The organism is Cronobacter muytjensii ATCC 51329, from assembly GCF_001277195.1.
GTDB lineage: Bacteria > Pseudomonadota > Gammaproteobacteria > Enterobacterales > Enterobacteriaceae > Cronobacter > Cronobacter muytjensii.
Map to the genome: position 1 here is coordinate 1,987,850 of NZ_CP012268.1, position 12,941 is coordinate 2,000,790.

General features: G+C 60.8%; 10 protein-coding genes and 1 pseudogene. All 11 read left to right on the plus strand.

From position 1 onward, the window contains the following. Nucleotides 1-87 precede the first annotated feature (87 nt). The 11 genes and pseudogenes from AFK63_RS09230 (at nt 88) to AFK63_RS09280 (ending at nt 12,939) form a co-directional block, all read left to right on the plus strand. Entirely contained in the window at nt 88-657 is a 570-nt protein-coding gene (locus AFK63_RS09230; protein WP_038863099.1) for a TetR/AcrR family transcriptional regulator, read from the plus strand. 3 nt (nt 658-660) lie between these two features. Further along, entirely contained in the window at nt 661-990 is a 330-nt protein-coding gene (locus AFK63_RS09235) for an SMR family transporter (RefSeq protein ID WP_038863100.1), read from the plus strand. Between the two features lie 409 nt (nt 991-1,399). Next, the gene (locus tag AFK63_RS09240; RefSeq protein WP_038863102.1) at nt 1,400-2,803 is read left to right on the plus strand and encodes a glycoside-pentoside-hexuronide (GPH):cation symporter; all 1,404 of its coding nucleotides are present in this window, start codon (nt 1,400-1,402) and stop codon (nt 2,801-2,803) included. A 12-nt stretch (nt 2,804-2,815) separates the two neighbouring features. Continuing rightward, nucleotides 2,816-4,336, plus strand: coding sequence for an arabinosylfuranosidase ArfA (arfA, locus tag AFK63_RS09245; protein ID WP_038863103.1), 1,521 nt, complete (start codon nt 2,816-2,818; stop codon nt 4,334-4,336). A 114-nt stretch (nt 4,337-4,450) separates the two neighbouring features. After that, nucleotides 4,451-5,638 (plus strand): carbohydrate porin, encoded by a 1,188-nt coding sequence (locus tag AFK63_RS09250; RefSeq protein WP_038863105.1) that lies wholly within the window; start codon nt 4,451-4,453, stop codon nt 5,636-5,638. 146 nt (nt 5,639-5,784) lie between these two features. Next, the gene (locus AFK63_RS09255) at nt 5,785-7,401 is read left to right on the plus strand and encodes a TIGR04028 family ABC transporter substrate-binding protein (protein ID WP_038863106.1); all 1,617 of its coding nucleotides are present in this window, start codon (nt 5,785-5,787) and stop codon (nt 7,399-7,401) included. After that, nucleotides 7,401-8,345, plus strand: a complete 945-nt coding sequence (locus tag AFK63_RS09260) for an ABC transporter permease (RefSeq protein ID WP_038863107.1) — start codon at nt 7,401-7,403, stop codon at nt 8,343-8,345. The genes AFK63_RS09255 and AFK63_RS09260 overlap by 1 nt, the downstream gene beginning before the upstream one ends. Then, the gene (locus AFK63_RS09265; protein WP_038863108.1) at nt 8,345-9,193 is read left to right on the plus strand and encodes an ABC transporter permease; all 849 of its coding nucleotides are present in this window, start codon (nt 8,345-8,347) and stop codon (nt 9,191-9,193) included. The genes AFK63_RS09260 and AFK63_RS09265 overlap by 1 nt, the downstream gene beginning before the upstream one ends. Next, nucleotides 9,193-10,803: a dipeptide ABC transporter ATP-binding protein gene (locus tag AFK63_RS09270; protein ID WP_038863110.1), complete on the plus strand. Its 1,611-nt coding sequence runs from the start codon at nt 9,193-9,195 to the stop codon at nt 10,801-10,803. Before AFK63_RS09265 ends, AFK63_RS09270 begins: the two co-directional genes overlap by 1 nt. Beyond that, complete coding sequence (locus tag AFK63_RS09275; RefSeq protein ID WP_038863111.1) at nt 10,800-11,849, plus strand: putative FMN-dependent luciferase-like monooxygenase; 1,050 nt, start codon at nt 10,800-10,802, stop codon at nt 11,847-11,849. Before AFK63_RS09270 ends, AFK63_RS09275 begins: the two co-directional genes overlap by 4 nt. Beyond that, nucleotides 11,846-12,939, plus strand: a pseudogene (locus AFK63_RS09280) (alkylhydroperoxidase domain protein). Before AFK63_RS09275 ends, AFK63_RS09280 begins: the two are co-directional and overlap by 4 nt. Nucleotides 12,940-12,941 lie beyond the last annotated feature (2 nt).

Here is a 12,941-nt window from a genome sequence, read left to right on the forward strand (position 1 = left end):
AACCAACGTCTTTTTTCGCGGCCAGGCATTGCGGCGTTTTTTTTATATCGGTACTCTCAAACAATCCATCCAGACGGATTGTTTACTATGACTCAGGCACATCATCGTTCAAAATCACCGGAAACCCTGCGCCAGACGCTGCTCGACTGCGCCGCGCAGCTCATCGCCGAACAGGGCCTCGCGGGCCTGACGCAGGAGAAAGTGATCCGCCGCGCAGGCGTAAGCAAAGGCGGGTTACAGCACCATTTCCCGACGCGCCAGGCGCTGGTGGATGGCGTGGTGGCGCATCTCCAGACGGCGCTGCTGGAGGAAATCCATGCGCTGATGGCGAAAGATCCGAACCCCAACGGGCGCGCCACCCGCGCCTATATTCATTCCTGCGTCAGAGCGATGCCGGACCGCGAACAGGCGGTGAACCGCGCGCTGATGACGGCCATTTTTGCCGACCCTGCGCTGCAGCAAAACTGGGGACGATTTTTAAACGACGCCCTGCCCCGTGATGACGATGAAAAGGCGTCGCCGGAGGTAGCGCGGCGTCGGCTGCTCTGCCGGATGACGGCGGACGGGCTCTGGTTCGCCGCGCTGTGCGGCAATCACACGGTGCCGCCTGGCGAACGGGCGGCGTTAATTGAGACACTATTAGCCATGACGGAGTAATGTATGACCTGGGTACTGCTCTCAGTAGCGATTGTTTGTGAAGTGATTGGCACCACGTTTCTGAAACTGTCGGAAGGCTTCAGCCGCCTGGTGCCGACGCTGGTGACGGCCCTCTGCTACGGCATCGCCTTCTGGTGCCTGAGCGTCACCATGCGCACGATCCCGACCGGCATTATCTACGCCATCTGGTCGGGCGTCGGCATTGTGCTGATAGGCATCGTGGGCTGGATCTTCCTCAGCCAGAAGCTTGATCTCCCCGCTATGCTCGGTATGGGGCTTATCATCGCAGGCGTTATCGTGATTAACCTTTTCTCCCGCGCGGTCGCGCACTGAATCATCGCCGGGTGGCCCCTGCCCGGCGATTGCCTTTTCTTATGAATGCCCGCCTGTTATTGCCGCTTTTATCTCCGCGTCACCCTAAGGATAATCTTAGAGCCTTTGAAATATATGTTGTGGCGCTTACCACTATAACCACACTGTTATTAAGCCTGTAAGCAAAGCGGTAAATAAATATCCCCACCGCAATATATGAGACTATTTTGCGAAAATATAATCACCTTCCGGAATAGTTTCCATGCCTCGTCGTTTTCCATTCAAAATAGCGGTATGTATTTTTTTGTCGTTTATATGGATGAGATGCGGCACTTATAAAATATAAAAACCCCGCCACATCGCACCGTGATTTCCTCCGCTACCTTATGCTCACCCTGGCTTTCAGGTTATTCATTCAACGAGGTTTATCATGGTGCAGCAATCAGCAGTGCTGGATAAAGTGACGCCTGCCCAGGACCGCCTGACGGTCCGGGAAAAATTAGGTTTCGGATTTGGTGATGCGGCCTGCAATATGAGCTGGGGGCCGGTAACCATGTTTTTAACCTGGTTCTATACCGATATATTTGGATTAAACGCAGCGCTTATCGCCACCATGTTTTTAGTGGTGCGTTTGCTGGATGCCTTTATCGACCCGGTTATCGGCGCGCTTGCCGACCGTTACCCGACCCGCCACGGGCGTTTTCGTCCGTGGATCCTCTATGGTTGCGGCCCGTTTTGCGCTATCTGTATTTTCGCGTTTTATACGCCAGACTTAACCGGCAGCGCGAAAGAAATCTACGCCTTCGTCACCTATTTATTGCTCTCGGTGCTCTACAGCACGGTGAATATTCCTTACTGCTCGCTCGGCAGCGTGATTACCGCCAACCCCGTAGACCGCGTGGCCTGCCAGTCCTACCGCTTTACGATGGCCAACAGCGCCGTACTGCTCTGCTCGCTGACCCTGCTGCCGCTGGTGGATTATCTCGGCGGCGGCAACCAGCAAAAAGGCTTTTTTATTACTAACGCCATGTTCTCGGTCATTGGCCTGTGCCTGTTTTTACTCTGCTTTTTTAATACCCGCGAGCGCATAATGCCGCAGCGTGAAAAGCAGGAAAATATCGTCCGCAATTTCCGTTCCGCCTTTAAAAATGACCAGTGGTTAATGGTCGTCGCCGGGATGTTTATCGGCTGTATTCCTGCTTTTGTCTGCGGCGGCGCCACTATCTATTTCACCAAATATTTAATGCATCTCGATAACACCATGACCACGCTGTTTATCAGTATTGGCGTGGTGGCCTGCGTGCTCGGCAATCTCGCGACCAGTTTCGTCACCCGTTATATTTGCAAAGTGAAACTGTATATCGCTGTAGGCTTTATTACGGCAGGGATTTCGGTCGTTATTTATTTTGTCGACCCGCAAAATGTGATGCTGATCTTTATTCTTAATACGCTGCGCGCCTGGATTGGAGCCATCACCGTACCGGTATTCTGGTCATTTATTGCCGATGCTGACGATTATGGCGAATGGAAACTGAAAAAACGCATGTCGGGTATTTACGCCTCCGGCAACCTGTTCGCGTTAAAAGTGAGTCTCGCCATTGGCGGCGCCATCACCGCGCTGGTGCTCTCCGCCACCCATTATGTGCCGGAAGCCGCCGTTCAGGCCCCCGCGACCCAGCAGGCCATTATGATGCTGATTACCTTTATTCCGGCCATCGGCGGCGTGCTGACCTCCACCATATTCCTGTTCTACAAGCTGGACAAAAAGACGATGCAGAAAATTCAGGACGATCTGAGCGTCGGGAAATATGCCAGCGATTCCGCCCTTCGTTAATAAGGAGACGTTATGACCACGTTATCGTTCACGCTTGACCCGCAGAACGTGATTTCCGCCATCGACCCGCGGCTGTTTGGCTCGTTTATCGAACATCTGGGCCGCGCGGTCTATACCGGCGTCTATGAGCCGGAGCATCCGCAGGCAGATGAAGACGGGTTTCGCCAGGACGTCATCGAGCTGGTAAAAGCGCTGCACGTCACCACGGTGCGTTATCCGGGCGGCAACTATGTCTCCGGCTTTAACTGGCGCGACAGTATCGGCCCGAAAGAGGACCGCCCGGTGCGCCTGGATTACGCCTGGATAAGCAAAGAGACCAACCAGTTCGGTATCGACGAGTTCGCCCGCTGGTGCGAGAAAACCGGCGTCGAGCCGATGATCGCGGTCAATCTTGGCACCGGCACGCCGCAGGAGGCGGGCTATTTCGCCGAGTACTGTAACCACCCTGGCGGCACCACGCTCAGCGATCTGCGTATTCAGCATGGCCGCCGCGAGCCGTATAACTTCCGCCTGTGGTGTCTTGGCAACGAAATGGACGGGCCGTGGCAGACCGGGCAGATGAACGCCCGCGAATATGCTCATAAGGCGCGCGAAACCGCCAAGATCCTCCGCTGTATCGACCCGCAGGCGCAACTGGTGGCGTGCGGCAGCTCAAGCTCCGCCATGACCACTTTCCCTGAGTGGGATCGCATCGTGCTCGAAGAGCTTTACGATTACGTCGATTTCATCTCCTGCCACCAGTATTACGAGAACGAAGGCAGCGAGACTGATTTCCTCGCCTCGTTCGTCAATATGGATAATTTCATCGAGACTATCGTCAGCACCGCTAACTACGCCAAAGCCGTGCGGCGCAGCAACAAAGAGATGATGATTTCGTTCGACGAGTGGAACGTCTGGTATCTGCGCGGCGACCCGTGGGATGCGCCGATGAAAGATCCGGCGAACCGCTTTCGCATCGCCCCGCCGCTGCTGGAAGACCGCTACTCCTTCCTCGACGCGCTGGTGATGGGCGGCCTGCTCTGCTCGCTGCTGAATCATGCCGACCGGGTGAAAATGGCAAGCCTCGCGCAACTGGTGAATGTGATCGCCCCGATTTTCACCGAGCCGGGTAAAGGCGCGCTCTGCCAGACGCTCTTCTGGCCGTTCGAAATGGTGGCGAGCGTCAGCGACGGCGTGGTGCTGCGCCACCAGTTGCCGGTGCCGACGTTCAAAAGCAAATATGGCGACGCGCGCAGCGTCCAGTCGTCTGTGGTCTATAACGAAGCGCGCGGCGAAATTTATATTTTTGCCGTGAACTGCGACTTCACCACAGCCTATGAACTGGATATCAATCTGCCCGCCTTCAGTGACTGCCGCCTGACGGAACATAAAGTGCTGCGTAGCGACGACCTCTACGCCAAAAACACCTTTGACGATCCGAATCGCGTGCATCCGGAAATTATCGATTACCCGCACAGCCGCCTGCGCGACAACCAGATAACGCTCTCACCGTTGACCTGGAACCGCATCACGCTGTCGGTCGCCCGCGCGTAAGGAGAACGCCCGGCGCGCTCGCGCCCACTACCTCTGACAGGGCCCCACCGCCGTTTTCGGACGGCGGCAGGGCCGCCGTATGCCTGAAAACTGACAACAATAAGAGAGTCCCCCATGAAAAAGATGATGGTACTGCCCTGCGTGTTTAGCCTGCTCGCCCCCTGCGCGATGGCGGAATTAAAAGTGAATACGCCGCAGGGCGACCTGAAATTCTACGGCGACGTGGAATTTAACGTCGATGCGGCAAGCCGCACCGGTCAGCTCACGTCGCTGCGCACTTCCGACGATAAAGACTGGAAGCCGGGCGATAACGAGAAATGGGACGTCAACGGTCGCATTCTGCTGGGCGTTGACGGCTATCGTGAGAAAAACGGTAATTTCGCCGGGTTCACGGTGCAGCCGCTGGCGGATCTTTCCGGGCATACCAATCTTGATGACGCGGCGTTTTACTTCGGCCAGCCGCAGGCATGGAAAATCAAAGTGGGCCGTTTTGAAGCCTACGATATGTTCCCGCTCAATCAGGACACCTTTATTCAGTACTCCGGCAACACCGCCAACGACATCTACGGCGACGGCTTTGGCTATGTCTACATGATGAAAGAGGGCCGGGGGCGCAGCAGCAACGGCGGCGCGGTGCAACTGAGCGGCGAATATGGCAACTGGTATTTCGAGCTGAACAACATGGTGAAAGACGGCACCACGCTGTTTGCCGACGATGCCTATCACGGCAACGCGCTGGAGAACAAAAAGAACGTCATCTATATGCGCCCGGTCATCGCCTGGCGCGACGATCACGTCTCTGCGGCGGTGGCGATGGAAACTAACGTGGTGAGTAACGCCTATGGCTATAACGACGCCCAGGGACGGTTTCAGGATCAGTCAGACCGCACCGGCTACGGCGCCACCTTTACCTGGAACAGCCTGAAAAACGACCCGGACGACGGCACCGTGATTAACCTCAACACGGCCTATATGGACGCCACCGATGAAACCGACTTCAGCGTCGGAGCCAACGTCCTGTGGCGTCATCTGGAGCTGGGATATATCTACGCCCATAACAATATTGATGAGTTCAATGTGTCGAGCGTCGGCGAAGAGGACGGCCAGCTGAAATACCCGGGCAAATATGACATTCACACAGTGCATCTCTCTTATGGCTTCACCAACGTGATGGATATGGACAACTTCAATATCTATCTCGGCGCTTACTGGTCGCAACTGTCGCTGAAAGACAGTGAGTACGATAACGAAGGCGATAAAGACCGCTACGGCGCCCGCGTCCGCTTTAAATACTTCTTCTGACGCCCTCGCCCCTTCGCGACAGCGGAGGGGCCAAATATATTTTCCGCATTTAGATAGCGATTTTTGTTGGTTCTCATCCCCGACGCCCTGCGTTTTTATAACGTCGACAGACAGTTAATAACAACGGACGATAAGGGATATTCACCATGCATTTTTCCATTACCGCGCGCGGCGTGGCGCTCGGCCTCGCGTTTGGCCTGATAGCCACAGCCAGCGCCTCGCCGGTGAAAGGCGGCACGCTGATTTATCTGGAGCAGCAGGCGCACACCACGCTCTACCCGCCCGCAGGTGGTTTTTACCCCAACGGCGGCATCCTGAACCAGATAACCGATAAGCTCACCTGGCAGAACCCGAAAACGCTGGAGATAGAGCCGTGGATAGCGCAGTCCTGGAGCAGCAACGCGGATAAAACCGAATACACCTTTAAAATCCGTCCCGGCGTGACGTTCTCTGACGGCACGCCGCTTGACGCGAGCGCGGTGGCGAAAAACTTCGATACTTACGGGCTTGGCAACAAGGCGCAGCGCCTGCCGGTTTCTGAGGTGATTAACAACTATCAGCGCAGCGAAGTGGTTGACCCGCTCACCGTGAAGTTTTACTTCAGCAAGCCTTCGCCCGGCTTTTTACAGGGCACCTCGGCGATTGGCTCCGGGCTGGTGTCGCTCAGTACGCTCGCGCGCAATCTTGATGAGCTTGGCGACGCGCGCCATATCATCGGCTCCGGCCCGTTTTTGGTGCAGAGCGAGACGCTGGGGCGGGAGGTGAATCTTACCAAGCGCAAGGATTACCAGTGGGGGCCGCAGAACAGCGCACAGCAAGGCCCGGCGAATCTCGACGGCATTAAGATAGTGGTGACGCCCGAAGACAGCGTGCGCATCGGCGCGCTGCTGGCAGGCCAGGCGGACGCCATTCGCCAGGTGCAGGCATATGATGAAAAACAGGCGGCCGACCAGCAGTTCCCGGTGTATGCCGCGCCGACCCGCGGCGTCAATGACAGCCTCGCCTTTCGCCCCGCCAACCCGCTGGTGGCCGATGTGAAAGTGCGCCAGGCGCTGCTCCATGCGACCAACGCCCGCCAGATTGTCGACACGCTCTTTTCACCCCACTATCCGGTCGCCACTTCTGTGGTGGCGAAAAGCGCGCCCGGCTACCGCGATCTCAGCGCCAGACTGACCTTTGATCCGGCACTGGCTAACCGTCTGCTGGACGAAGCGGGCTGGCAAAAAGGCGCGAACGGCATCCGGGCCAAAGCGGGACAGCCGCTGAGCCTGACGGTCTATGAATCGCTGCCGCAGCCGCAGAATAAAGAGGTGCTGCAACTGGTGGCGCAGCAGTGGAAACAGGTGGGCGTGCAGCTCAACGTGCGGGGGGGCGACGCGGGCACCAAAGCGCAGGACAGCCTCGACCCGGCCAAAACGCCGGTTAACGTGGTGGAAGTGGGCCGCGCCGATCCGGACGTCATCAAAAGCCAGTTTCACCCGTTGAACCGCGACGCGCTGCTGCAAAAAGGCGGTCTGAGCCAGAAAACCGATTTTATCGACGACAAGCTTAATGCGCTGCTCACCACCATCGCCTCGGAGGTCGACCCGCAAAAACGCCTCGCCGCAGCGGGGGAAGCGCAGGCGTATCTCATCGATAACGCCTATATCATTCCTGTCTTTGAAGAGCCGCAGGTCTACGCCGCCGCGCCGTGGGTGAAAAACCTCACGTTTGAAGCGGTAGGCCGTCCGAGCTTTTACGGCGTCTGGCTGGAGAAACACTGATGGACGGGCGTTATCTCGGCGCGCGGGTTGGCCAGGCGCTGCTGGTACTGTGGGCAAGCTTTACGGTCTCGTTTGCGCTGCTGCAACTGCTGCCGGGCGATGCGATCGCCATTAAGTTTCAGAACCCGGAACTGGGGTTAAACGCCGCCCAGATAGCGCAGATGCGCACCGCCTACGGTGCCGACGCGCCGCTGTGGCGGCAATACCTTGTAAGCCTCGGCGGCGCGCTGCGCGGCGATTTCGGCTTTTCGCTCCAGGCGGGCGTACCGGTGAGCGCCCTGCTCGCCGCAAGCCTCCCCGCCACGCTGCGCCTCGCCGCGCTCGGGTTTACGCTGGCGCTGGTTATCGCCGTCCTGCTCGCCGCGCTCTCAACGCTGAGCTACGGGCGCGTGCTGCGCCGGGCGTTCGCCGCGCTGCCGTCGCTGTTTGTCGCGGTGCCAACGTTCTGGCTTGGGATCACGCTTATTCAGCTTTTTTCTTTCCAGTGGCGGCTGATCCCGGTGATTAATCCGGGCTTCTGGGAGGGGCTGATACTGCCGGTGATGACGCTTGCGGTGCCCATCAGCGCCCCGCTGGCGCAACTGTTGATTCGCAATATTGACGTCGTCATGCACCAGCCGTTTGTCACCGTCGCGCGCGCCAAAGGCGCCAGCCACCGCGGCGTGCTGTGGCGTCACGTGGCGCGCAACGCCCTGCTGCCGGTGCTGACCGTCGCGGGCCTGCTGCTGGGTGAACTCATCGCCGGCGCGCTGGTGACTGAAACCGTGTTTGGCTTAAACGGGCTTGGGCAACTGACCCGCGACGCGGTGAACAATCAGGATCTGGCGGTGTTACAGGCGATTGTGCTGGTGGCGGCGCTTGGGTTTGTTCTCATCAATCTGCTGGTGGATCTGCTCTATCCGCTGCTCGATCCCCGGCTGTCGCTATCGCGGAGGACCGCCTGATGACCATACTTGACCTCTCGCACGTCCGGGCGCGCCGCACGCGCTTTCTGCGCCCTCTTTCTCTGCCGCCAGGGCTGACGCTCGCCTGGCTGACGCTTTTGCTGGCCGCGCTGTGGGCGCTCTTTCCGTCCCTCTTTACCGCGTTTGATCCGCTCACCGGCACGCCGGGCGCGCAGCGACTGCCGCCGGGAGCCGAACACTGGCTCGGCACCGATCAGCTTGGGCGCGATCTTTACGCCCGGCTGGTCTGGGGCGCATCGCATACGCTGAGCGGCGCGCTGGTGGCCGTCGCGCTGGGGCTTGGCGCAGGCACGCTCTATGGCGTCATCGCCGGTGCCGCAGGCGGGCGCGTCGAACAGTGGCTGATGCGGCTGGTGGATGTGTTGCTCGCCATCCCTGGCCTGCTGCTGGCGCTGTGCGTCATTATTCTGCTGGGTTTCGGTACGGTCAACGCCGCGCTGGCGGTGGGCGTCACCTCGGTGGCGAACTTTGCACGCCTCGCCCGCGCCGAAGTCGTCCGCGTGCGGCATACCGATTATGTCGAGGCGGCCTTCGCCTGCGGCGGCACGTTCTTCAGCACGCTGTGGCGTCATATTCTGCCCAATTCGCTGACTTCGGTGCTGGCCTTTGCGGCGCTCCAGTTTGGCAACGCCATTCTTGCGCTCTCCACGCTGAGCTTTCTCGGCTACGGCACACCGCCGCCCACGCCGGAATGGGGGCTGCTTATTGCCGAAGGGCGCAACTATCTCTCAACCGCCTGGTGGCTCACCACCTTTCCCGGCCTTGCGGCGATCGCCGTGGTGCTGGCCGCCAATACCCTTAGCCATCACTACACCCGGAGAGCATGATGAGCGAACCTGTACTGAATGTGCGCAATCTTAGCCTCGGCTGGCGTCACGGGCGCGACGTGCGCCGCGTGGTTCATAACGTCTCTTTTTCCGTCGCTCCCGGCGAAGTGCTGGCGATTGTCGGCGAATCCGGCTCCGGCAAGACCACGCTCGCGCAGACGATTATCGGGCTTGCCGGCGAAAACGGCGTGTGGCTGGGCGGCGATATTTACCTGAACGGCGAAACGATAACGCGGGCGAACGAGCGGCGGATGAACGCGCTGCGCGGCAACGTTATCAGCCTGGTGCCGCAGGACCCCGGCAGTTCGCTGAACCCGGTGAAAACCATCGGCGATCAGGTCGCGGAGGTGTTAGCGCTTCACACGGCGCTTAGCCGACGCGCACGTGACGCAGAGGTGGTGGCGCTGCTTGCGCGCGTCGGCCTGAGCGAACCGGCGCTGCGGGCGAAACAGTACCCGCACCAGCTCTCCGGCGGGATGAAGCAGCGGGTATTGATAGCCATTGCGCTGGCGCTGAAGCCCGCGCTTATCATCGCCGATGAGCCCACCAGCGCGCTGGACGTCACGGTGCAGGCGCGCATTCTCGATCTGCTGGATGAATTGCGCCGTGACGCCGGCACCGCCGTGCTGTTTATCACGCACGATCTGGCGCTCGCCGCCTCGCGCGCCGACCGGCTGCTGGTGTTTCGTCACGGCGAGATTCAGGAGCTGGGGAGTGCGGCGCAAATCACCCATGCACCGCGTGCGGCCTATACCCGGCAGCTGTTTGCCGACGCCCCGGCGTTTGCCGACGGCTTTCGGACGCGCCCGGCGCCAAACGGCCCACCGGCTGCGGAGATCCGCGCGCTGACGCAGCGCTTCACGCTGAGCGGCAGCCATACGCTGACCGCGCTGGATGCGGTAAACCTGACGCTGGAACGCGGCCTGACCCATGCGCTGGTGGGCGAATCCGGCAGCGGAAAAACCACGCTGGCGCGCATTTTGCTCGGCTTTCAGACGCCCGTCAGCGGCACGGTGACGATTGACGGCGTCGACGTTAACGCCACCGACCGCGCCGCGCGACGCCAGCTGCGCCAGACCATCCAGATGGTCTGGCAGAACCCGTTTTCGTCGCTCGACCCGCGCCAGAGTCTGTTTTCCATTATTGAGGAGCCGCTTCGCAACTTTACACGCCTTCCCCGCGTGGCGCGGCGCGAGAAGGTCTATGACATGGCCGCACGCGTGGCGCTGACTCCTGAGCTGCTGGCGCATAAGCCGCACCAGCTCTCCGGCGGTCAGCGTCAGCGCGTGGCGATTGCCCGCGCGCTCATCCCCGGCCCGCAAATCGTCATTCTTGATGAGGCGACGTCAGCGCTCGATGTCACCGTACAGGCGCAGATCCTGACGCTGCTTGAAACCTTGCAGGATGAGCTTGGCCTCACCTACCTGTTTATCTCCCACGATCTGGCGACCGTGCGCCGCTTCGCGCATCAGGTCTCGGTGCTGCGCGCCGGAAAGATTGTGGAGCACGGCGATGTCGCCACGGTCTTCCGCGCGCCGCAAAACGACTACACGCGCCAGTTGCTTAACGCCATTCCGGCGCCCCGCCCGTTTAATAAGGATGTCGCATGACAACAAAACGCTTAGGTTTTTTCACCCGCCTGCTGGACCGCGTCAGCGCGGCCGAGCGCTACCGGCTCGCGAGCGAGCAAATCCTCCATGCCGAGCGCAGCGGTTTCGACACCGCCTGGGTGGCGCAGCATCACTTTCATGAAGCGGAAGGCGGGCTGCCCTCACCGCTGCTGTTTTTAGCGCACGTGGCGGCGCAAACCCGGCGCATCCGGCTCGGTACGGGGATCATTACGCTGCCGATGGAATCGCCGTTGCGCGTGGCGGAAGACGCCGCCGTGCTGGATGTGCTGAGTGACGGGCGCGTGGAGCTGGGGCTTGGCTCCGGCGGCACGCCCTCCTCATTTCCGCCGTTCGGGCTGCGAAGCGAGGAACGCGGCGAAGCCTATGGACGTCATCTGGCGCTGCTGCGCGCGGCGCTGAATGATGAGCCGCTGGCGGGCACCGATAATCATCTTTACCCGGCGGCGCGCGGGTTGCGCCTGCGGCTCTGGCAGGCGACGTTCTCGGTTGACGGCGGCGCGCGCGCCGGACGCGCCGGTGACGGGCTGATGCTGTCACGCACCCAGCCACGCCCGCCGGGCGAGCCGGATATGCCGCTGGACGCGCTGCAAAACCCGATTATCGATGCTTATCTCGATGCGCTGCCCGCCGGCGTCACGCCGCGCATTATGGCCTCGCGCACCGCGTTTGTGACCGATAGCAGCGACGACGCCCGCCGCTTCGCGCAAACCGGGCTGGCGGCTCAGGCAGCGCAGTTCCGCGCCCAGGGCCATCGGCTCGCGGGCGAAACGCTGGAGGATTATATCGCCGCGTTCGATGTGCATCTCGGCACGCCGCAGGAAACGCTCGCCACGCTGTCGCGCGATACGGCGCTCGCACGCGCCACCGATCTGTCGTTCCAGGTGCACTCCATCGATCCGCCGCACCCGTTTATCTTGCGCTCCATCTCGCTGCTGGCGCAGCAGGTGGCACCCGCGCTGGGCTGGAAACCGACCGCGCCGGGCGTTGATGCCTCCACCCTTAACCCGATCAAGGAAACCTTATGACCCGCTCGCCCGATCTTCTCGATACCCTGGCGGATATCGCCCCCGGCTCTGCGCTGGCGCTGGCCCGCGCCGCCCGCGATGCCGCCACGTTAAATATTGCCCGCAGCCGCGAGGCGCTGTTTAACGGCGCAAGCTATCTTACCCGCGCGGAGCGCCTGCATCTCGCCCGCGAGGTAGCGCGCTGGCATGAGGATGAGGCGCTGTATGCCCACTATTCGGCGGCGCTGAAAGACGAACTGGCACCGCCAGCGCGCCTCTCTGCCGCGCTCGGCCACGCGGAGATCCTCACCTTTCATCCGGTGCAGGCAACCGCGCAGGAAATCGCGGCGCTGACCGAAGCCGGGTTCAGCGAAGAAGCCATCGTGACGCTGGCGCAGGTGGTGGCGTTTGTCAGTTTGAGAGCCGGCTGCTGCGCGGCTACCGGTTGATTAACGGCGCACGCGTGGCGGGCGAAACGGCCATACCGCCCGCGGGCCGCTGGCATACCACGCCCACAACGCACAGTGGACAGCCTGCCCCGACCGCCTTCACGCAGGATGAACTGGGCTGGGAGCCGTGGCTTGAACCGAAAGCGCTCGCCGCCTTCAGCCCGGACGAGCAGGAGACGCTGCGCCGTTTCGGGCATCAGGATTCCGGATATTTTCGCCTGCTGGCACGTAACCTGCCCGTGCTGGAAGCCCGGACGCTGACGGATAAAGGGATTTTCTACACGCCAGGCGGGCTGGCGCGGGCGGAGCGGGAGCTGGCGGCGACGGTGGCGAGCAAAGTGAATGGCTGCATTTACTGCGCCTCGGTGCATGCCCGCAAGGCAAGCCAGCTCTCAAAAGATAACGACGCGGTGCAGCGGCTGCTGGAGGTCGCGCCCGGCGAGAGCCTGAGCGTCGGGCAGTCGGCGCGCTGGCAGGCGATTATCGATTTCAGCGCCGCGCTGTCGGCCACCCCCGCCACGGCAGGCGCGGCACACGTGGCCGCGCTTCGTGAGCGGGGGCTGACCGAACTGGAACTGCTGGATCTGGTGCAGGCCACGGCGTTTTTCGCCTGGGCCAACCGGCTGATGCTGACGCTCGGCGAGCCTTTTATTCCGGCCTGACC

What these genes read in the sequence shown, in the direction of transcription:
- AFK63_RS09270 (WP_038863110.1), top strand. Translation starts at nt 9,193, where the DNA reads ATGAGCGAACCTGTACTGAATGTGCGCAATCTTAGCCTCGGCTGGCGT.
- arfA (WP_038863103.1), top strand. Translation starts at nt 2,816, where the DNA reads ATGACCACGTTATCGTTCACGCTTGACCCGCAGAACGTGATTTCCGCC.
- AFK63_RS09235 (WP_038863100.1), top strand. Translation starts at nt 661, where the DNA reads ATGACCTGGGTACTGCTCTCAGTAGCGATTGTTTGTGAAGTGATTGGC.
- AFK63_RS09265 (WP_038863108.1), top strand. Translation starts at nt 8,345, where the DNA reads ATGACCATACTTGACCTCTCGCACGTCCGGGCGCGCCGCACGCGCTTT.
- AFK63_RS09260 (WP_038863107.1), top strand. Translation starts at nt 7,401, where the DNA reads ATGGACGGGCGTTATCTCGGCGCGCGGGTTGGCCAGGCGCTGCTGGTA.
- AFK63_RS09250 (WP_038863105.1), top strand. Translation starts at nt 4,451, where the DNA reads ATGAAAAAGATGATGGTACTGCCCTGCGTGTTTAGCCTGCTCGCCCCC.
- AFK63_RS09275 (WP_038863111.1), top strand. Translation starts at nt 10,800, where the DNA reads ATGACAACAAAACGCTTAGGTTTTTTCACCCGCCTGCTGGACCGCGTC.
- AFK63_RS09240 (WP_038863102.1), top strand. Translation starts at nt 1,400, where the DNA reads ATGGTGCAGCAATCAGCAGTGCTGGATAAAGTGACGCCTGCCCAGGAC.
- AFK63_RS09230 (WP_038863099.1), top strand. Translation starts at nt 88, where the DNA reads ATGACTCAGGCACATCATCGTTCAAAATCACCGGAAACCCTGCGCCAG.
- AFK63_RS09255 (WP_038863106.1), top strand. Translation starts at nt 5,785, where the DNA reads ATGCATTTTTCCATTACCGCGCGCGGCGTGGCGCTCGGCCTCGCGTTT.